This window comes from Pedobacter anseongensis (assembly GCF_037482965.1).
GTDB classification, from domain to species: Bacteria; Bacteroidota; Bacteroidia; order Sphingobacteriales; family Sphingobacteriaceae; genus Pedobacter; species Pedobacter anseongensis.
Window position 1 is genome coordinate 1,054,582 of record NZ_JBBHKB010000001.1, and the last position, 20,466, is coordinate 1,075,047.

Annotated in this window: 15 protein-coding genes; 5 read left to right on the forward strand and 10 right to left on the reverse strand. The window is 41.2% G+C overall.

The features are described from left to right. The first annotated feature begins 15 nt into the window (after positions 1 to 15). The 3 genes from WG904_RS04800 to WG904_RS04810 are packed head-to-tail and all read left to right on the forward strand — an operon-like array spanning position 16 to position 1,119. Entirely contained in the window at positions 16 to 282 is a 267-nt protein-coding gene (locus WG904_RS04800; RefSeq protein ID WP_339578153.1) for a YtxH domain-containing protein, read from the forward strand. 26 nt (positions 283 to 308) lie between these two features. Beyond that, complete coding sequence (locus WG904_RS04805; protein ID WP_339578154.1) at positions 309 to 689, forward strand: phage holin family protein; 381 nt, start codon at positions 309 to 311, stop codon at positions 687 to 689. Next, positions 670 to 1,119, forward strand: coding sequence for a hypothetical protein (locus WG904_RS04810; protein WP_339578155.1), 450 nt, complete (start codon positions 670 to 672; stop codon positions 1,117 to 1,119). Before WG904_RS04805 ends, WG904_RS04810 begins: the two co-directional genes overlap by 20 nt. A 52-nt stretch (positions 1,120 to 1,171) precedes the next feature. Here WG904_RS04810 and WG904_RS04815 read toward each other — a convergent pair whose 3' ends face one another. Further along, positions 1,172 to 1,582 carry a DoxX family protein gene (locus WG904_RS04815; protein WP_339578156.1) on the reverse strand — a complete coding sequence of 137 codons (411 nt, stop codon included), beginning with the start codon at positions 1,580 to 1,582 and terminating at the stop codon, positions 1,172 to 1,174. Positions 1,583 to 1,584: 2 nt separating this feature from the next. Continuing rightward, the gene (locus tag WG904_RS04820; protein ID WP_339578157.1) at positions 1,585 to 2,484 is read right to left on the reverse strand and encodes a S66 peptidase family protein; all 900 of its coding nucleotides are present in this window, start codon (positions 2,482 to 2,484) and stop codon (positions 1,585 to 1,587) included. 25 nt (positions 2,485 to 2,509) lie between these two features. Between WG904_RS04820 and metG the strand changes: the two genes are divergently transcribed. After that, on the forward strand, positions 2,510 to 4,618 hold the full coding sequence (gene metG / locus WG904_RS04825) for a methionine--tRNA ligase (RefSeq protein ID WP_339578158.1): 2,109 nt from the start codon (positions 2,510 to 2,512) through the stop codon (positions 4,616 to 4,618). Positions 4,619 to 4,740: 122 nt separating this feature from the next. Next, positions 4,741 to 4,905 carry a hypothetical protein gene (locus tag WG904_RS04830; RefSeq protein ID WP_339578159.1) on the forward strand — a complete coding sequence of 55 codons (165 nt, stop codon included), beginning with the start codon at positions 4,741 to 4,743 and terminating at the stop codon, positions 4,903 to 4,905. 383 nt (positions 4,906 to 5,288) lie between these two features. Here the strand turns inward: WG904_RS04830 and WG904_RS04835 are convergent, their stop codons facing one another. From WG904_RS04835 to WG904_RS04870, 8 genes are all read right to left on the reverse strand, one after another. Next, positions 5,289 to 6,389, reverse strand: coding sequence for an SGNH/GDSL hydrolase family protein (locus WG904_RS04835; RefSeq protein WP_339578160.1), 1,101 nt, complete (start codon positions 6,387 to 6,389; stop codon positions 5,289 to 5,291). A gap of 59 nt (positions 6,390 to 6,448) precedes the next feature. Then, the gene (locus WG904_RS04840) at positions 6,449 to 9,583 is read right to left on the reverse strand and encodes a GH92 family glycosyl hydrolase (RefSeq protein WP_339578161.1); all 3,135 of its coding nucleotides are present in this window, start codon (positions 9,581 to 9,583) and stop codon (positions 6,449 to 6,451) included. Positions 9,584 to 9,873: 290 nt separating this feature from the next. Then, the gene (locus tag WG904_RS04845; RefSeq protein WP_339578162.1) at positions 9,874 to 12,195 is read right to left on the reverse strand and encodes a GH92 family glycosyl hydrolase; all 2,322 of its coding nucleotides are present in this window, start codon (positions 12,193 to 12,195) and stop codon (positions 9,874 to 9,876) included. Between the two features lie 4 nt (positions 12,196 to 12,199). After that, positions 12,200 to 13,594, reverse strand: a complete 1,395-nt coding sequence (locus tag WG904_RS04850) for a sugar porter family MFS transporter (protein WP_339578163.1) — start codon at positions 13,592 to 13,594, stop codon at positions 12,200 to 12,202. 15 nt (positions 13,595 to 13,609) lie between these two features. Next, a complete protein-coding gene (locus WG904_RS04855; RefSeq protein WP_339578164.1) occupies positions 13,610 to 15,931 on the reverse strand; it encodes a GH92 family glycosyl hydrolase in 2,322 nt (773 codons plus the stop codon). 12 nt (positions 15,932 to 15,943) lie between these two features. Continuing rightward, complete coding sequence (locus WG904_RS04860) at positions 15,944 to 17,764, reverse strand: class I mannose-6-phosphate isomerase (RefSeq protein WP_339578165.1); 1,821 nt, start codon at positions 17,762 to 17,764, stop codon at positions 15,944 to 15,946. A 29-nt stretch (positions 17,765 to 17,793) separates the two neighbouring features. Then, positions 17,794 to 18,507, reverse strand: coding sequence for a DUF3823 domain-containing protein (locus WG904_RS04865; RefSeq protein WP_339578166.1), 714 nt, complete (start codon positions 18,505 to 18,507; stop codon positions 17,794 to 17,796). A gap of 11 nt (positions 18,508 to 18,518) precedes the next feature. Further along, positions 18,519 to 20,465, reverse strand: a complete 1,947-nt coding sequence (locus tag WG904_RS04870; RefSeq protein ID WP_339578167.1) for a RagB/SusD family nutrient uptake outer membrane protein — start codon at positions 20,463 to 20,465, stop codon at positions 18,519 to 18,521. Position 20,466: the final 1 nt, after the last annotated feature.

Sequence of the window (20,466 nt, forward strand, 5' to 3'; positions counted from 1 at the left end):
CATAAATTAAAGATCATGAACGACAACTCAAAAGTATTAATTGCACTATTAGCAGGTTTAGCGGCAGGTGCTGCAATAGGTTTATTATTTGCACCCGAAAAAGGAAGCGAAACTAGAGACAAGTTAAGTCAATCGCTAAAAGATCTTGGCGATTCGATTAAAGATAAGGCGGCCGACGAGATTAATAACTTAACCAGCCTAAAAGATAAGGTTGTAGATTCTATAAAAAGCAAATTGCGTGACGTAGAGGATGAATATTCTACTGAAGTAGAGAACGTTTGAGCAATCTAATTTATTGATCGATTAAAATGGAAGAAGAGAAAGAAAAAGGTATTGAAGACATCTTTTTAGATGCTAAAGAGTATGTAGATATCCGTGTAGAACACATTCGACTAACGGCGGTTGAGAAGGGCGCTAAAATTTTTGCAGATTTAATTACCAACGGCACAGTAATTCTTTGTTTTATGTTGGCCTTTCTTTTCGGAACATTTACGCTGGCGCTTTTCCTTTCTGATGTTTTGGGCAATTATACAAGAGGCTTTGGTTGCGTAGCTGGCATTTACATAGTTTTAGCCGTTATTGTTTATTTAACAAAGGATAAATTTATGGAGCCAGGATTAATAAATCTGTTTATCAGGAAATATTTCGATAAAGTGGCCGATAAAGACGATGATGATGAAAGCAAATAATAACATACGGACCTTAGCAGAATTACATAGCGAAATTCATCGGTTAAAAACAGATTATAAGCAAAGAGGTGAACTGCTTGGTCAGGACACGAAAACATATGTGAAACAATTTACGCTAGGTAATCTGATTAAAAAGTATGCAACTCCATCAGGGTTTTTAAAGCTTGATGAAAAAACTAATATCAGCGGCAAGATTATGTCTATACTGCTACCAATGTTGCTAAACAGTACCGTTTTTCGAGGTTCTGGCATAATTACAAAAGCCTTGGGCGCACTCGTTTCTGGAAAAGTTGGAAAATCGTTAGATGCAGAACATTTATCAGGTATTTTTAATGTGGTAAAATCACTCTTTACAGGTAAAAAGACTAAAAAAGAAGAAAAAGTAGCATTTATTGATTATGGCATTCCGCCTGATAGTGAAACTTACTAGCGCATTAAACACCTTGACAACCTTTTAAAGTTTGTCAAGGTGTTTAATATATTTATTTCTTATCTACACTATACTTCCCAGGCCCCAAAAACACTAAGCCTAAAAATACTACGCCTAACTGAATAGCGCTGGAAGCGTCCATTATACCTTGTTTTGGGTCGGATAGGTGAACTAAGCTGGCCATAATCATGGTAAACACTAGCAATAGATTAACGGGTCTAAAAAATAGACCAAGCAGTAAAAATAATCCACCAATAGCTTCTGTGGCGGCCGCCATAAATCCCCATCCTAAGGGGAAAAAGTCGACGCCAATAATCTTCATGGTGCCTCCAATTTTAATCCAGGTTTCTGTGCCTCCCGAAAATTTCGGGAAGCCATGCATCATCATCATAATACCTAAACCTATGCGTATAATAAGCAAACCGGCATTCCGGTATTTGCCTAAGCTTTCAAAAATTGCCATTGTTATATATAATTAAATTCAACTTCGTATTCGTTGATGAGTATCGAAACGTTTGCGCCCAATACCATCGCCCTATTATCGTTAATATGCCCTGTTGGGAAATTAAAGCAAACCGGGTAATCGTATTCCTTCACCAACTCATAAATCACTTCTTCCGGTGTTTGTCCGAATGGGATTTTTTCTTCTCCTAGTTCATTAAAAGCACCAACAATTAAGCCTTTTAATTTTTTCAATTTTCCTTTTCTTTTTAAGATCCGCATCATGCGGTCTATGGCGTATTCGTGTTCCCCTACATCTTCTATAAAAAGAATTTTGTCGGTAAAATCCATTTCTGAAACTGATCCTTCTAGCGCAATCAGCAAGGTTAAATTGCCACCAATTAATATTCCCTCGGTCTTACCAATTTTATTTATGAAAGTATTTTCATATTTATAATTTACCTTTTCGCCAAATAACATTTTTCGTAAACTTTCTAGAGCTTCGGGTGTACTCTCTTCAAAAGTATAGGGCATTTGTGCATGTATGCTTTGGGTGTTCAGCTGAGCAAAGGTGTGAGCGAGTAAAACAGTGATGTCGCTGAATCCAATAAGCCATTTCGGCTCCGCTTCAAAGGCAGAAAAATCCAGCTCATCAATAATGCGGATGGTACCATAGCCCCCTCTACCCGCTATAATGGCTTTAATCTCCGAGTCGTTTAAAAAAGTTTGCAAATCTGCTGCCCGTAAACTATCGTTTCCTGCAAATTGATGATAATCTGCAGTCACTGTCTCGCCAAGTACCACGGTTAATCCCCATGATTTTAAGATTTCGATTGCCCCATTTATGGGTTGGGGTAATTTTTTAGCGGGACAAACGATTGCAATTTTATCTCCTTTTTTTAAGTAAGGTGGTGCTATATTCATATCTTTGCAAATTAAAAAAATAGTTTTGGATAACGATAAAATTAAAAGATATACCGTAACGGCAGCTTTGCCTTATACCAATGGTCCGGTTCACATTGGCCATTTGGCCGGCGTTTATTTGCCTGCCGACACCTATGTGCGTTACCTTCGCTCTAATAAGAGAGACGTAAAATTTATTTGCGGATCAGACGAAAATGGAGTTCCTATAACCTTAAAAGCCAAGAAAGAAGGCATTACACCACAAGAGGTTGTAGATAAATACCATAAAATTATTGGCGATTCATTTCAAGAATTTGGGGTTTCTTTCGATATTTATCATCGCACCTCATCGTTAACGCATCACCAAACTGCCCAAGATTTTTTTTCAAAACTATATAAAGACGGCGTATTTACCGAAGAAGTAACCGAACAATACTACGATGAAAAGGCGCAAAGCTTTTTAGCGGATAGGTATATTACGGGTACTTGTCCGAAATGCGGCAACGAAAATGCATATGGCGATCAGTGCGAAAACTGTGGAAGCACCTTAAATGCGACCGATTTAATCAATCCAAAATCGACTTTATCAGGCGAACCGCCTGTGCGACGTGAAACAAAGAACTGGTTTTTACCATTAGATAAATACGAAGATAAATTACGCACCTATATCGAAAGGCACAAAGAATGGCGACCTAATGTTTACGGCCAATGCCAAAGTTGGTTAAATGCAGGCCTGCAGCCGAGAGCAATGACGCGCGATTTAGACTGGGGCGTTCATGTGCCCATTAAAGGGGCAGATGGCAAGGTTTTATATGTATGGTTCGATGCACCTATCGGTTATATTTCGGCTACTAAAGAACTTTGCAGTTATGCAATGCTTGATGTTTGGAATCCAAAGGCCGAAGAATATTACATCCGCCAGATTGAAGCCGATAAATGCGGTTGGGAAGAATATTGGAAAGACGATTCCACCAAATTAGTACACTTTATAGGCAAAGACAATATTGTTTTTCATTGCATTATTTTTCCAGCGATGCTGATGGCGCATGGCGATTATATTTTAGCCGATAATGTGCCCGCAAATGAGTTTTTAAACCTCGAAGGGCAAAAAATATCGACCTCAAAAAATTGGGCGGTTTGGTTAAACGAGTACTTATTAGAATTTGAAGGCCAGCAAGATGTATTACGTTACGTATTAACGGCAACAGCTCCCGAAACTAAGGATAACGATTTTACTTGGAAAGATTTTCAAGCCAGAAACAACAATGAATTGGTGGCTATTTTAGGCAATTTCATCAACCGTGTTACGGTGCTTACCCATAAATATTTTGAGGGAAGAGTGCCCACCCTAATGGAATTAACCGATTATGATCAGGACGTGATTAACGAATTAGCAGCTGCGCCTGCCAAAGTGAGTGCTTCTATCGAGAATTATCGTTTCAGAGAGGCTTTAGGTGAAGTGATGAATGTAGCGCGTTTGGGTAATAAATATTTAGCCGATACCGAGCCTTGGAAAGTAATTAAAACCGACGAAGACAGGGTACGTACCATTTTAAATATCAGTTTACAAATTGCGGCAAACCTCGAAATCTTAATCGAGCCTTTCTTGCCTTTCACGGCCGACAAATTGCAAAAAATGTTGAATTATGGCGGCCATCTATGGGCAGATGCTGGAAGTATACATCTATTAAAGCGCGGACACCAATTGAACGAACCTGTTCTATTGTTCTCGAAAATTGAAGACGACGTAGTACAAGCGCAGATTGATAAATTAAACAATAGCAAGGCCGAAAATATAGCGGCAAATAAAAAGGCTACCCCGGCAAAGCCAAATATCCAGTTTGATGATTTTGCTGCGATGGATATCCGTGTAGCGACGATTATCGCAGCTGAAAAAGTAGAGAAAACTAAGAAATTATTAAAGCTTACACTTAACACAGGTTTAGACGAGCGTACAGTAGTGTCGGGTATAGCTGAGTATTATTCGCCCGAGGAAATTATTGGTCGGCAGGTAAGCTTATTGGTTAATTTAGCACCACGCGAAATTAAGGGGATTGTTTCTCAGGGGATGATATTAATGGCAGAGGATTCTACAGGGAAGTTAACATTTGTTGCGCCTGGTGCGAAATTTGAGGAGGGAAGTGTAATAAGGTAGGATTTGAACTCGGCTCACCGCCGCCGAGAGGCTCTTTCTTTGTTCTTGATAACAAAGAAACAAACAATCAAGGCTCATATCTTTATATTTATTAAGCAATCAGGAAACGAACTGGAATAAAGATGAAGGGGTATGTAGCTGTACAGAAAAAGCTATTGGTGATGGTATATTACCTTTGGAAAAACAACCAGACCTATAATTCCAAATTTAACCAGCAGGAAAAAATAATAGCCCCAGAAAACTCCGGAGCTACACATGATAAAGTTCCACAGGGAAATTTTCACTAGTACAAATCTAAGGAAATATTTATTGAATTTTATTTGGTTTTAAAGACAGTACCTGCGAATTTTAAGTTCGAATAGTACGTTAATTTTTGCTAGCCACAAGAGGGCCATTCCACCTCAAGGGCTCCATTTGGCCATCTTGTTAATTAAAGGTAAAGACCCTTCGTTTGCACTTAGGGACGGCAGTAGGTAAAATTAACTACTCTTCTTCCTTAAACTTCGAGGCCATCCTACTAGGCGCATATCCCTCATAGTTTCTTAGCTGTCTTAGCTAGTAAAAAGAAATTTACTTGCTTTTAATTGCTTTAGCTCGTTAAGTTGTGCTGTCGTTTGCCTATTTTCCAAATAATAGTAAATGGCAAAGCCTAAGAATATTTTACAAAGTACTAAAATATCTCCTTATACTTCTTTTCAAACGCCACAGCATGTTCCATCATCCCAATATCATTAGGGTGTGTACCATCAACAGTAGATTCGATACCCATATTTATATTTTTGGTAGTTAATAGATAAATTTTCTTTATTCCCCTGGCTTTAAGTTCGTTGTAAATTTTGGTAAGGATTTGGCTTGAGGTTTTAAATTCTTTATTTCTTAGGGTATCTAACAAATGCTCATTTCCACCGCCACTATGCTCTACCAATAAGATAGGCGTGTTAGGATGAGCTTTTCGCAAAGTGCTTACCGATTCGTTTACTCTTTTTCTGACTTCTTCTTCTGGGTAAAGTGTTCTTGAGCCTAAATTCGGCATGCAATCGAGGATGAAGAGCTTAGCCTCAGTTTGTGCGATATGATTTAATATAGGCGTTTCTAATCGGCCGTTGCCGCTAAAAGCCATGTTAATTACAGGTTGATTAATTTTTCTGCCAAAGATAGAAGGCCAAGCTAAACCTGGTCTGCTTGCGCACCCCCCCTGAGCAATAGATGTACCATACACTACAATTGGCTTTTGTTTAGTGATAGGCAAAAAGGTTAAAGTTTCGTTTTTTTCTACACCCACTTCCAGCCATTTTACCGAGTTGTACAAGGGTAGGTAGAGCCTAAAGATTTTTCCATGTTTCGATGCTAAATTATCGAAGGTATAGCTGATGGTATCTTTAAAAGTATATTTTCCGGGAGCCCAGTCCCACATCCCTCTTTCGTTGTGCGCATATAAGTCGAGCCCGCTCACTCCCGTTGAAGGCATGTGTGGCATATTTAATGAACCACTAACTTGGTAGCGCACGGTTATCTTTTTAGCCGAGCTCGTAAACTCGATGTATTCGCCGGCGGTATTTTGGCCTAAAGCCCAAACAGGTGGTCTTACTTCGTCTTTTAAGGTGTTAGGTAATCGCTGGTAGCTTGCGCCGATGGTTGAGGGCAACGCTTGGCCTTGGATTACGGGGAATTTTTGTTGCAGGGGGTTGTACCACGTTTGGGCTTGGGAAGTGGTGATGGTGACAATAAGGCCAAAAAAAGCAAATAAGAGTTTCCGTTTCACTGTCGACATTTGGATTAGGTTAATGCTCACTTTCCCAAATATATACTATTTAACTGTTGTTTTCACCCCTACATCTTCCCCCAATCCTCATTCGGCTCAGGGCCCATCTCCAAAACCAACTTTCCGCCTTTCAACAATTCGCTTGCCGAAAACCAGAATTTATTCAACACTTTCCCATTTAAAGTGGCACTTTGCACATATTTATTCGTACGAGAAACATTCTTCGCTTCGATTTCGAACGATTTCCCCCGGCCATATCGCTCGCCTAAATTGAGTGTAACTTTATTAAAAATCGGACTTCCAATTTCGTAAATCGGGTTAACCCGCGTTCCCCCATCCATCTGGAACAAGCCTAATGCTGCCATAATAAACCACGAACTCATTTGCCCCTGATCTTCATCACCCAAATAAGCATTCGCTATCCCATAACCATAATAGCGATCTACCAAAGCACGGCTCCATTTTTGTGTAAGCCAAGGCTGGTTAACCCAATTAAACAGAAAAGCAAAATGCATCGATTGTTGATTGCCCTGCGTAACGGGATAGTCCCAATACTGATCGTTTGGCGCATTAAATCGCCACTTTACACTTTCATTAAAACCCCAACTTAAGCGCTCTCTAAAACGGTTAATCCCAATCTCCCTAGCCAATTCAGGCACATCTTGAGGCACAAAAAACGTGAGCTGCCATGCATTGCCTTCTACATAATGCTCGTTGCGACCAGATTGAAAAGCATCAAAATTCGGAAGCCAAGTGCCATCCGATTTTTTCATCCGTGCATAACCTGTTGCGGTGTCGATTACATTTTTCCACCAGGTGCCGCGATCAGTATATTCTTTATATTTCTCGGTCTTACCTAACGATTTGGCAAACTGCGCTAATGTCCAATCGTCAAAAGAATATTCTAAGGAATTAGAAAAGCGACCTTTATCATAGGGCACGTATTTATACTTCATGTACGCTTCGAAGTCTTGATTGCCTGCCAATGCACCGCCCACACGAGTTTGTGGGGTAGAAAGGGTTTTATCGGCAGCCCTAAATGCCTTTTCTGCATCATAATCTCGAATTCCCATTTGATATGCACTCACCATTAGGGGAACCTCGTGTTCGGCCACCATTACGGGGATATATTCCATCCCGGCAGGGCCTTTAGCTAGCCATCCATTGGCATCGTACATGGCCAATTGCGATTTTACCCATTTCGACGACCATTCGGGCGTTACTAAATTCCAAAACTGGTTCAAATTCCAAAAGGTATTCCAAAATGCATCGCAACCTAAAGCTATTCCATCCGAAGTTTTAAATTGTTGCAGTTTCTCTGTAGCATCGATCCACTTTCCATCTACGTCGCTAAATGTATTTCTACTGCACAGAGCACGATACATATTGGTGTAAAAACGTACCTTTTCTCTTCTGTCGTTGCTATTGGTAGTAATTCGCCCTAACAAATCGTCCCATACTTTGCGCTGATTGTTATATACTTTTTCAAAGCTCCAACCAAAAGGCTTAGCAATTTCGGTAGCCAAATTTTCGGAAGCACCTGCAATGCTCACATACGATAGGCCCGTACGCATTTGTACTATGGGATTAACTCGAGTATCGAATTCAACAAAAGCGCCAGCATCTTTGGCATCGATAACCTTAACCAAATCGCCCGTTCCAATATCGTCATTTACCCAGTTCCCGAATTTTTTAATCGGTTGATCGAACTCGATTACAAAATGTACGTTATATTCTTGCTCGCTCGATCCGGCCTGTGCAATCCAAACTTGGGGTGCCAATTGTTTCGCATACCCTTCTATACGATAATCGCTTACCTTTTTAAGGGTGATTTCGTTTAGCTTGTATTTATTCTCGGCTGGGGTTTGCAAATCGATCATTATTCTCGAATCGGTTCCTTTAGGATAGGTATAGCGCATAAAACTAGCACGTGTGGTGGCGGTTACTTCTGCTTTGATGTTGTAATCGGTGAGTTTAACTTTATACGCCCCAAGCGGCGCTTCTTCGCTGGCCTTGTCGATTCGCGAACGATAGCCTTCGCCGGGCGCACTTCGTTGATCGCCAACTTTAATTTTTAAAGGTCCGCGCACAGGCAAAATTCCCAAGCCACCCATGGTCCATTCGTGGATGTGACTAAAAGCGCCAATGCTTTCGAAAGTTGGATCGTAACCGGCCTGCCAACCGTCGTTTTGATTATCGGGACTAACTTTAACCATGCTAAAAGGCATCCAAGGACCGGGACCAATCATCCACCGCGAATGCGCCGTACCTATACGTGTATCTACGTAATCGGAAAACATACCCAATTTTTGCGCAGAACGATTTACCGTTCCGTTCGCAATTAAAACACCATTTGATAATACTTCATACGTGCTCTTAGTGGTTTTTTTGACCGCAGGCATCGGTGCTTCAAATTGATAACGCCCAGTTTCTAGTTTTTCTAGTAGTATCGTTTTTCCATCTAAACGCACCATTAAATTTGGTTTTCCAATTAACTGTTCTACATCGATTAACAAAGGTTGAACGCGTTTAGCACCCTGCAAAATCTCATACTTTGCACTTTTAGCCTCACGAACATAACTAGTTTTAGGTATTTTTAAGTTAACTGCCGATGCCCCCTCTAAACGTACCTGATCGAATACCAACCACGAACCATCTAAGGAAGTTAATTGAATTTCGTTTCCTCCATTATGCAACACGCCCTTTGCGATTGGGATGTTTATAATAAATTCTTTTGCCATAGTTAAATTGCCCGAAACCACGTCGCTTTTATCGCCCTTTGGCAACTGCATCACTTCGCCTTTCCCGTTAATGTTCACTTTAAAGAGCGGAGGTTTCTCGCCATTGTAGCCCACAAGGTCGATGATTAATTTGAAACTGCCAATTGACGGCACATTGTTTAAATCGAACAAAATAGTTGATAAATGCGATCGAATACCTGCAGTAGGCGCTGTTCCACCCCAGCCATCTTTCGGGCCAGGCAACACATATGGAAAGTTCTGATCTGCTTTCGAATGGCCAACTAAAAAGTATTGATCTTCCCAACCAAAATCGTTCGCTAAAAACTCTTTATAATTGCCTGGAGCAAGTGCCATGCCGGTAGCTTGGTTGTCGGCCTCGCCGATTTTCCAGATTACTTTTTGGGCGTTAGAGATGATAATGCTTAACGTTAAGGCGAATGTGAATAGGGTTTTTAGTTTCATTTTCTTAAAATTTATTTTGTTCGGCTTGTTGCCGAGAGACTTCTTACCTTTCCCTTGATGGAAAGGTAACCAAAGATCAAGGCTCCACCGCATTTGCTAAAAATCAAAGTTCTGGACCGGAAATAAAAGAACTCGCTTTACTCAAACAGCTTTTATTTCTTTCGGCCCATCTCATTGATTTTCTAAACGCAAATCCGATGAGGCCGTTCCATTGGGCGCATACCCCTCATCGTTTCCATCATATGGCAACGTAGCGAGAGCGAACTATAGGGTAATTAGCAGTTAACGCCCTAGTAATCATCTTTCGCTACCGCACCCATCTCTAACACCAATTTACCCCCATCTTGTACCTCTTTTAACTTCATAAATGGCTCATTTAGCATTTTCCCATTCAACTTAAACGACTGCACATAGATCTTATCAGCCGATCCATTCTTTACTTTTACTTTAAAATCTCTGCCATTATAATATTTTTTATTTCCTTTAATAGTAATCTTATCAAACAGCGGACTACCCAAGCCTATTTGCGGGTCGATAGCGGTAAACCCTTTTACATCAAACAAACCCAAGCTCGAAATCACATACCAGGCGCCCAACTGCCCCTGATCTTCGTCTTGCCCATATCCATACCCATGTATGCCATCAGTACCGTAAAACTCATTGCAAATAGTGCGAACCCATTTCTGAGTAAGCGAGGGTTTGCCCGAAAAATTAAACAACCACGAAATATGTAAGTTGGGCTGGTTGCCATGATTATATAATCCTTCTAAACCCGAAAAGGCGTCCAATTTTGTGCCTCCCCCAAAACTGTTCTTTTGTGAGGTGGTGAAAATACTATCCAAACGAATATTGAAATTCGCTTTTCCCATCTTAGCAATCAAAAATTCTGGTGTATGCGGTACATAGAATGTGTACTGCCATGCGTTTCCCTCCTGAAATCCTCGCCAACTTTGACTGGGTTTAAAATCTTCGATAAAGTTGCCATCGGCCCATTTTGGTTGGATTAAATTCGTTTTTGAATTGTAAATTTGCTCCCAGCCCTTGCTTAAGCGCATCAATTGCGCATAATCTGTATCTTTACCTAATAATTTTGCCCATTGCGCAACAGCATAGGCGCTATACGAATATTCTAAAGTATGCGAAGCCGAATATTGCCAACGTTCGCCTCCCCCTATACCTTTATCTAAATGTGGTACAAATCCATATTTTACAAATTGGGCAACGTCTAGTTTACCGGCTCCAGGTACACGATTATTGCCCTCTAATTCGTTCTTTAACGATGCCTCGTAGGCCAAATTCACATCAAAATCGCGAATCCCTGCCATGTATGCACTCGCCATGGCCAAACTTACAAAGTTGGTTCCTACACCAGAAACATATCTACTATTCGCAATGCCATCGGCCAGCCAACCCGAATCTTTATAAATTAACAGCTGACTTTTAATCCAATCCGAATAATACTCGGGATAAACAATTGCCCATAATTGGGTTAAATTCCAAAATCCACCCCAAATGGCATCCGTATTGTAATGGTTATGAATAGGCTTATTATCGCTCCCCAAAGCAATTTGCCCAACCGAACCATCGTTTTTTGGATAAGCGCCGTTTATATCACTCGCTAAACCTCGGCCCAACAAAGCATGGTACAAGCCCGTGTAAAACTTAGTCATGTCTTTTACTTCGTTTGTGTGCACTTTAATACGGCTCAAATAGCTTTCCCAAGTTTTTGCCGCCTTCTTCTTAGCGTTATTAAAGCTTAATTTCTCGGCTTCTGTATTTAGGTTTAAACGAGCATTTTCTATCGAAGTGTACGATAAACCTGCTTTTATGGTGATAGCTTCCTGTTCTTTAGTGTCGAAAGTAAGGTACAATCCTGCCCCTTTTCCAGTAATTTCGTCTTTGCCAGCAAAAATTTCTGCCCCTTTAAACGTGCCATGAGCCTTCGACTCTTTATCCAGCACAGCTGAAAAATACATTTTTACGTCGGCACCATTTTGATACTTCTGCACGTAAACCGGATAGGTGGTTACGTAACCTTCAATTCGTCCGTCTACTGTTAGATAAACCTTCGCATCTTTAACTTCACCACTTTCGCCTTGCTTATGGCCAATATCGAACAAAATATGCGATTCGCCAGAAGCTGGAAATGTATAACGGTGAAAAGCCACACGCGGTGTTGAGGTTAATTCGGCTTTAATACCATAATCTTGCAGTAAAACGGAATAATAACCTGGCGCTGCAATTTCATCTTTACGGTCGAATCTTGAACGGTATCCATCGTCGGGCGTTTCTAGCTTTCCTGCCAACGTTTGTAGTTTACCAGTGATGGGCGCAAAAACAATGCCTCCAACCTGAAATTCGTGGAAATTAGCAAAACCCTCGATCGAATGGTGCCGCTCATCGTACCCTACTGCATCCCAGCCATGGGCATTCCCATAAGAACCATTAGTAGAGGGTGCCGGTTTTGCCATCGCAAAAGGAACGGCTCCAGGAGTAAAGTAAAACCAGCGGCTATGCGCAGTCCCAATTTTTGGATCTACATAACGCGAAACCTGCGCATAAGCCATGGTCCAACCAAACATCAATATAACTGTTATGAAAATTCTTCTCATTTTTTTAATGAATAATAAGAGGTTCTTCTTTCCAATCGCTTTCAATCTGCTCTAGCGATTTCCCCTTAGTTTCGGGCAATAATTTATATACTGCAATAAAGGCTACAAAACAGAAAAATGCAAAGAACCAAAATGTGCCCGCACTCCCAATTTCTTTTAATAAAATAGGCGTTAGCTGACCCACGATGGTATCGGCCACCCACATTACCATAATGCTAATGGCCAATGCTCGGCCCCGAATGGCACTTGGGAAAATTTCTGAGGCGACAACGAATTTTAACGGTCCGATAGAGAACGCAAAACAAGCTAAGAATCCTAACACACACACCAATAACCAAATGCTTCCAGTAGCTCCAGTGTAAAAACATATACCTGTTAAAATTAAAGTTACGGTTGCGCCTGCAGTTCCATATAGATAGAGTGGCCTACGCCCCCAGCTATCTACCTTCCAAATGGCAACTAGAGTAAAGAACATATTCGCAAGGCCGAAAATGACTTGACTTAGCAACGAATTGCTTAAAGAAACTCCGGCATTGCTTAAAATACTTGGCCCGTAATAAATGATAGCATTAATGCCACTAAATTGCGAAAACAACGGCAAAAGAATACCTATAATTAATGCCTTTCGCATGCTTGGCGCAAACAATTCTTTGTACGAACCTTTGTCGTTCTGCTTGGTTAATTTCTTCTGTTCCGCTTCAATTTGCCCAACTGGCTGATTGTTAATTCGGCTAATAATAGCTATCCCTTCGGCAGTTCTGCCTTTTTGAATTAACCATCTCGGACTTTCGGGTATGGCCAACAAGCCAAATAAGAACAAGAGCGCCGGTACTACGCCCATGCCCAACATGCCACGCCATACTTCGGCATTAAATAGATTAGAAAGGCCTGTGGTTACTTCGAATGTAGAAACGCCATTTAACAACGCTGCATTGCTCAGATAGGCTATCAAAATGCCAAAAGTTAGGGCAAATTGGTAATAGGTTACCAGCCTACCACGAATGGCCGATGGGGCAATTTCTGAAATGTAAAGCGGCACTACATTCGAAGCAATACCGATACCAATGCCGCCAATAACCCTCGAGGCAATTACGCCAGATAAGCTTGGCAATACTGCACAACCAAGGGCCGAAAGCACAAACAATACGGCAGTAATAATTAATGGTTTTTTACGCCCCAAGCGATCGCTTAACTCGCCAGAAAAGGCAACACCAATAATACAACCTACCAAGGCCGACGATACAAACCAGCCTTCTTGAGCAGCGGTTAAGGTAAATTGTTTTTGTACTAAGGGTAAAACGCCCGAAATTACAGCCATATCGAAGCCAAATAAGAAGCCTCCCAAAGAGGCTACAAGAGTGATGGTGAAGAGGCTAATTCGTTTTGATTCGTTGTTCATACGTTTATGTTTATGTTACTTGGTTCGTGTAGACATTGATGGCGGGGCATCTGAAGGCTTACTGCCCCATTTTTGATTGGGTTTGGCTCCCATGTGTAGCACCAATTTTCCGCCATCAACCAAATCTGAATGGTAGAACCAAGGTTTGGTTAAGGCCTTGCCATCTAAATTAGCCGACTGGATATAGCGATTCGTGTTCGAAGTACCCAGGGCTTCGATTATAAAAGTTTTTCCTTTGTAATACTTGCCATCGAGGCTGATGGTAATCTTGGAGAAAATGGGACTGCCAATTTCATAAAAAGGCTTCTCGGAAACACCTCCATCGGTTTGGAATAAACCCATTGCTGCCATTACGTACCATGCACCCATTTGACCCTCATCTTCGTCGCCCAGCCAACCGTGAAGTGGAGTCGATCCATAATAGCGATTCATAATTTCTCTGGTCCATTTTTGAGTTAGCCAAGGTTTGCCCGAATAGTTAAAGAGCCATGCCGCTTGCATATTGGGCTGGTTGCCATGGTTTACCGGAACCAAATCGTATTGATCGCCCTCGGCATTAAAATTATACTTTACTGATTTCTCGAAGCCATCGTTTAAGCGATGGTTAAATTCGTCGGTACCCATCCGATTAAGAATGCCTTGCACATCGTGTGGATTAAAAAAGCTATACTGCCAAGCATTACCCTCTAAATAGCCTGAACCACTAAAACTCGTGCAACAGAAAGGAGTCCACTCTTTTACCCAACTTCCATCTCGGTTTTTCATGCGGATGTATTTGGTTTCTGGATCCCATACATTTTTATAATTATCGGCACGTTTTAAAAACATGGAATATTCTTCATTTTTACCTAAGGCTTTGGCAAATTGTGCCACACACCAATCGTCGTATGCATATTCTAAGGTATTCGATACTTGGCCTTCTTCGTTAGGTACATAGCCCAATTCTAAATACGATTTGTAAAATCGATTGCCAGCAAAGCCATTTTCTGGTGTTCTTACCCCTGGGGTAGTTTGTTGATGCATCATCGCTTTAAACGCCGTTTGTACATCAAAATCACGTATCCCTTTCTGATAGGCCCCTACAATTAAAGGAATTTCGTGCGAAGCTTCCATAATGCCCGAATATTCGATGCCCGCAGGGCCTTTAGGTAGCCAACCACCCGTATTGTAAATTTCGATGAGCGATTTTGTCCAATTATTCATTAAATCTGGACTAACGAGCGACCATAGTTGATTTAAATTCCAAAAAGTATTCCACAAGGCATCAGAGCCGTAAACCGGAGAATTAGACTGGCGGACTTGCTCATTTACATCTACATATTTACCATTTACATCGCTCCATGTGGTGCGGGCAACGTACGATCGGTAAAAATTACTATAAAACTTCTTCTTATCCGTTTCGGTACCGCCCTCAACTTTAATTTTGCTTAATACGTCGTTCCAAACCGTTCTGGCATTATTTTTAACCGTATCGAAATTCCACTTAAATGGATTCATCTCGGTTTCGAGGTTTAACCTCGCCTGATCGATACTTACCAGTGAAATGCCTGTTTGCATGTGAATAACATCACCTGCTTTTACCTTAAAATCGGCGAAAGCGCCCATTTTGCCTTTTCCAATTACTTCTTTGATGTTTTTTTGCACTTTGCTACCGTTCCAACCGCCAAATGATTTAATCGGCCGATCAAAACGCACCACGAAATGTACTGTATATTCATTCCAACTCCATTTCTGATGAGAATAGCCCTCGATTTCTCGATCTGAAACACGAGTAATCTTGGCATCGAGAATATCGGTTTTTGCTTCGCCGGGAATATCTAAATCGAGCAAAATATGTGCTTCATCGTGTGCTTCGGGGTAGGTGAACCTAAAAAATCCTGCACGAGTAGTGCTGGTTATTTCTGTACGTATATTTCCATTTAGCAAGGTAACGCCATAATAACCCGGTTTGGCTACTTCGGTTCTTTTTTCAAATCTAGATCGATAGCCCGAAGTCCACCCCGTAGTAGGTGCATCGGCAGCGCCGCGATAGGTGCTTAATAAGCCCACAGTTGGCATCACGGATAGACCTACCATCGTCCAAGAGTGAATATGGCTAAAACCACCGATGTTATTTAACGAATATTCGTAGCCCGATTTCCATACATCGCCCTGATTATCGGGACTAAGTTGCACCATCCCGAATGGCAAAGTAGCACCCGGATTTAGCATCCATCGCGACTCAGAAGTGCCCAACAAAGGATCGGCATAATCTACAGGTTGCTTTTGCGCTTGCAGGTAAAGAGCACTTATGAAAAGCCCAAAAAACACCAGCATTCTTTTTACCTGTAAACTCATTTTTCTTTATAATTAATTAAAGGAAATTTTTATATCATCCTTAACAAACGCCTTGATTACCTTAGCTTTAGTTTTATCAGCATTTATAAGCTTATAGCTATTTGCCGCAGCGGGGATTACAAATGTTTCGGCATAGTTAAATGTTAAATGTACACCATTTTCGGTTTCAACATGTAGGGTTGTTCCTTCAACTAGCATTAAAATATGACAGGTGTTATTGGTTTTGATGGTAATCTCGGTTTCAAATTCGATACGGTGTACGTCGTAAAAATGATCTTTATGCGTTGGCAGATGAATAAGTTGCCAATCTGCACCCTTTTCGATTAGGGTAGGTTTCGAAATTAACTCTTCCTTAACCCTATTGCCTTTGCGTTCAAAATTTAAGTTCTTAAAGGCGTGATCGATGTTGATTGGGCGCGGTTGACCATTTAACCCCATTCGCATCCAATCGTACATTTTAAAGGTAAAAATGTAGGGTGTGGCACTAATTTCGAGCACCAAATTATCGGCTCCTGCACTGTGCACCGTTCCGTTCGGTATTAAAAATAAATCGTGTTTTTTAGCAGTATGCGATTGCACATATTTGGTAATGTCGATCTCTTTGCTCAATTCTTGGCTCGCTTCCAATTCTGCTTCGAATTGCTTAGGATCAATGTTTTCTTGAAAGCCCAAAAACACCTCGGCATTGGGTTTACAATCTAAAATGTAATAGGTTTCGTCTTGCGTAATGTTCTCGCCGAATTCTTTTTGAATATAATCTAACGAAGGGTGGCATTGTATAGAAAGATTACCGCCATCAAAGGTATCTAAGAAATCGAAGCGGATAGGAAACTCCGTTCCAAAAACCGTAGCATGCTTGCCCAGTACAGCTTTAGACTGCGCAAACATTAGAAAATCGAACGAAACCTCGAGCAAATTGCCATCACTTTCGAATACCAAGCCATTTTCGGGAACAATTAACTCAAAAGACCAGGCGTAGTTTACCTCTTCTTTGTTTAGGCCTTCGAAACGATCCTGCATCCAATGTCCACCCCATGCGCCAGCTTCGAACCAAGGCCGCACACGAAATACCGATTTACTCATGTCTTTAAGCCCTTGTTGTAAATCTGAATTGAACATCCAGTTTATCGAATCTTTCCATTGCGCATCGGCTACAATGGAAATCTTATTTAAAATTTGTGCTTTATAGGTGTTGAGGACTGGCCAGTCTACAAAATAAGAGCGCTTGTACGCTTCAGATTGCCCCTCTATTTTTGTGCTGCCGAAATTGGTTACTGCGCCTGCTCTAAAACGATATTGTGCTTCGGCCTTTGGCAAATCGAAATAAACAACTGGAGCATTCCACGCCAACAACGACGAACCTATCCCGATGGCAATGTTTACCGCGAAGTTCTGATCTGGTTTCTCATTTAAAAGTTGGTCGGCATAAAAGAAATCGCTAAGTGCTAAGGTTGCCTTTGTTCCCCAAACGCTTCCTTGATCGCCCAAAAAAGGATCTACTAATTTCTGAATTTCAGCACTTCCTTTCATGCTATCAGTCATAAAAACCCAGTTTACAGCAATCCCTTTTTTCTGTAGTTCTTCATTCAATTCGTAGTACACATCGTCCCAAAATACGCCGATAAACCCCTCAATACAAACTGTTTTTTGTTCAATAATCCAACTTACGAGCGTTTGATATCCGTTGTTTATCTTTCCATTTCCTAGGGCATGATAAGGATAAATAGTGTAGCCATTGGTCTTTTTTCTTTCGGTATTAATTGTTTGGGGCAAGATAGCTTCAGAGCTCGATCTCCATTCGCTCTTTGCTAGCACTTTAGTATTCACTTCCATATATCATTTGCAACGTATGAATCTTCTTCTTAGTTAGGCACTACTACAGATTTAACCGAACTGTAATTATATAATCTACTTCCTATTCTGGCGCCCACCCTTAAAAACAGCTCCCTACCCTTAGGCGTAACTGGGCTCGAAACAGAGTTGGTTACTGTTAAGGCTGGAATGGCTGGTCTAGTAAATATAGTGAAGTTTGAGTTTCCAACATACTGGCTATTATTTAAGTAGAGTACACAGTCGCCAATTGCATCTTGATAAGAAGGATTGGCCGTACCTCTTACAATGGTATATTGAGCATCGATTTTTCCGGTTGTTGTGTTATATGTTGGTTCGCCAACCCACTCTATACGGAGGAAAGGTTCTACCGCAAAATTTACTTCAGTTACCCCGCCCCTAACTTCTACAACCTTTGGCGTAACGGGCACAAACGCGCCTTCTGGTGTCATGTTGTAGGTTGCTGCAAAAAGCTTGGTGTTGGTAAAGGTAGCATCTTGCCGAGAACCAAGAAATTGAGCTGTAGCGGTTGCACTATAGCTGGTTTCTACTAAGCGAATTCGTGTGCCTGCAGTTAGGGCTCCATCCGTAGTGGTAACTTCGGTGTGGACCGGCTTTCCTGTTCCAGCATCTGTAACAATTCCCTTCACTGTTTGATCGGGAGCATCATAATTATCGAATTTAGAGCATGAACTTGCGGTAAAAAGCGCAAGACAGATTGCGATATAATAAGTTATCTTTTTCATAATTTTAAAAATTACCATCCTGGGTTTTGTACAAGGTTTAAACTTTTAGCAATGGCTGAGGTAGGAATTTGGTTATAGTACCATCTGGTTTGAAAAGTATAAGACACACCACGTTCCTCATTTCTTACATCTAAGATGTATTTACTTTGATCTTGAAGCATAATAGGAACCAAGGCCTTGTAAATGGTATTGTTTTGCTCTAAATGGGCAATGCGCCATCTTCTTAAATCCCAAAGCGTTTTGTTTTCGAAGGCCAGCTCTCTTCTACGTTCCATTCTGATGTCGTTGATGCTGTTAATAGTAGTATAAAGCGATGCACCAGCACGATCTCTAATCGAATTTACAAGTGTTAACGCTTCATTTGCGTAATTACCTGCTTGTCCCAAAAGCGATAATTCATAGGCTGCCTCTGCTTTATTCAGCACCACCTCTCCGTAACGGAATTCGATAAACTGCTGGTCAGACCGATTGGGCAAAGTTTCTGCTTGCGGTTTTTCTGGACTTAAATATTTTCTAACATAAAAACCTGTATACGTACCGCCAGTAGCATTCGCACCAATTGCGGTATAAATACCACTAGCACCAGCTCGTGTTATTTTTGAGCCATTAGAAAGTGTGACAAAGTTTGCAGCATCAAGATTAGCTGCAACAGTAGCCGACCCCAAAAGTGTGCCTGGATAAGCGGTACTTCCATTACCTGGAGTTAAATCACTTAAACCTCCTGCAGAAGAACCTGTAAAAACTCCTCTGCGTACTTCAATCTGAACACTTTTAAACAAATCGCCTGGCAAAATTACAGTTGCTCTTAATCGAGGCTCTACGTTGGCGAAAATATCCATTGTGCTGTTAAACGTTAAGTACTTCCCATTAGCATCCATGGTTTGGATAGTTCCATCGGGGTTTTTTGGGAAACCCTCGTACATTTCTACCAGGTTTAAGGTTGGTAAGGTTTCTGACGAGTAGTTTCCCTGTGGGCCTTCCCATTGTTTTGGTACGTTAAGTGCATCGTACATATGGGTAAGGTCTGGGTATTTAAACTGACGTGCAAAAATAGACTCACGGTTACTTGCCGAGTTGTCTAAAAATAGACTCACAAAGTTTTGGTATTGGGCTTCTTTATCGGTTGCCGACCACTTATTTTTATAAAGCGCGTATTTACCATCTAGCAAAGTGGCGGCATCGTAAGCAGCTTTAAAATACGTAACGGCCTTCGACGCTGGTAAACCGCATAAGCGAACATTTCCAGAAGTAAGGTCTATGGTGTTGTATTTTGCAATCGTCCCAGCATATAACATCGCTCTCGATTTTAATGCCGCTGCTACATATTTGTTGGCTCTGTTCGATTTATTGGTTGCAGGCAGGGTGATGATTACCTCATCCAATTCTTTCGCTACAAAATCCCAAATCGCCTCTTCGCTAGCACGCGGAATTTTTAATTCCTCAATTTCCGATGCAAGTTCTGAAATGGTTTCTCCAGGCTTGGTTAATAACTTATCAACCAACGGTACGCCACCGTAACGTTTCACCAAAGAGAAGTAGGTAAATGCCCTAATAAATTGCGCTTCCGCAATCCACGTTTTAATCTGCTCTGGCTTATAGTTACTGGCATAGCTTGGCATGTTAGCGATGAAGTAGTTACAATCGCGGATTAAAAGATAGCCTGCGCTCCAGTAATTATGGGTTTCGGTAATGTTACCCAAATCTCTACTTACCGCTTCGCCAGTAATGGCAAAGGGCGAACCTACTTGACCAGTTTGGTTGAAAGCACCTATGGGATGATATTTAAAATCTTCCATCGGCATGGTGTAGTACAATCTTGCGATATAGGCATCAACACCCGCTTCAGTAGTAAAAAGATCTTGATCCTGAACAATATTTACAGGCGGAACATCTAGTTTTTGGCAAGCTGTAGATGAGACAATCAGTACAGCTATTAGTATATATAATTTCTTAATCATG

Bases quoted from the DNA above. Each gene is read 5' to 3' on its own strand.
- WG904_RS04800 (WP_339578153.1), top strand. From the start codon at position 16: ATGAACGACAACTCAAAAGTATTAATTGCACTATTAGCAGGTTTAGCG.
- WG904_RS04845 (WP_339578162.1), bottom strand. From the start codon at position 12,195: ATGAGAAGAATTTTCATAACAGTTATATTGATGTTTGGTTGGACCATG.
- WG904_RS04850 (WP_339578163.1), bottom strand. From the start codon at position 13,594: ATGAACAACGAATCAAAACGAATTAGCCTCTTCACCATCACTCTTGTA.
- WG904_RS04820 (WP_339578157.1), bottom strand. From the start codon at position 2,484: ATGAATATAGCACCACCTTACTTAAAAAAAGGAGATAAAATTGCAATC.
- WG904_RS04855 (WP_339578164.1), bottom strand. From the start codon at position 15,931: ATGAGTTTACAGGTAAAAAGAATGCTGGTGTTTTTTGGGCTTTTCATA.
- WG904_RS04840 (WP_339578161.1), bottom strand. From the start codon at position 9,583: ATGAAACTAAAAACCCTATTCACATTCGCCTTAACGTTAAGCATTATC.
- WG904_RS04815 (WP_339578156.1), bottom strand. From the start codon at position 1,582: ATGGCAATTTTTGAAAGCTTAGGCAAATACCGGAATGCCGGTTTGCTT.
- WG904_RS04835 (WP_339578160.1), bottom strand. From the start codon at position 6,389: ATGTCGACAGTGAAACGGAAACTCTTATTTGCTTTTTTTGGCCTTATT.
- WG904_RS04830 (WP_339578159.1), top strand. From the start codon at position 4,741: ATGAAGGGGTATGTAGCTGTACAGAAAAAGCTATTGGTGATGGTATAT.
- WG904_RS04810 (WP_339578155.1), top strand. From the start codon at position 670: ATGATGATGAAAGCAAATAATAACATACGGACCTTAGCAGAATTACAT.
- WG904_RS04865 (WP_339578166.1), bottom strand. From the start codon at position 18,507: ATGAAAAAGATAACTTATTATATCGCAATCTGTCTTGCGCTTTTTACC.
- WG904_RS04860 (WP_339578165.1), bottom strand. From the start codon at position 17,764: ATGGAAGTGAATACTAAAGTGCTAGCAAAGAGCGAATGGAGATCGAGC.
- WG904_RS04805 (WP_339578154.1), top strand. From the start codon at position 309: ATGGAAGAAGAGAAAGAAAAAGGTATTGAAGACATCTTTTTAGATGCT.
- WG904_RS04870 (WP_339578167.1), bottom strand. From the start codon at position 20,465: ATGATTAAGAAATTATATATACTAATAGCTGTACTGATTGTCTCATCT.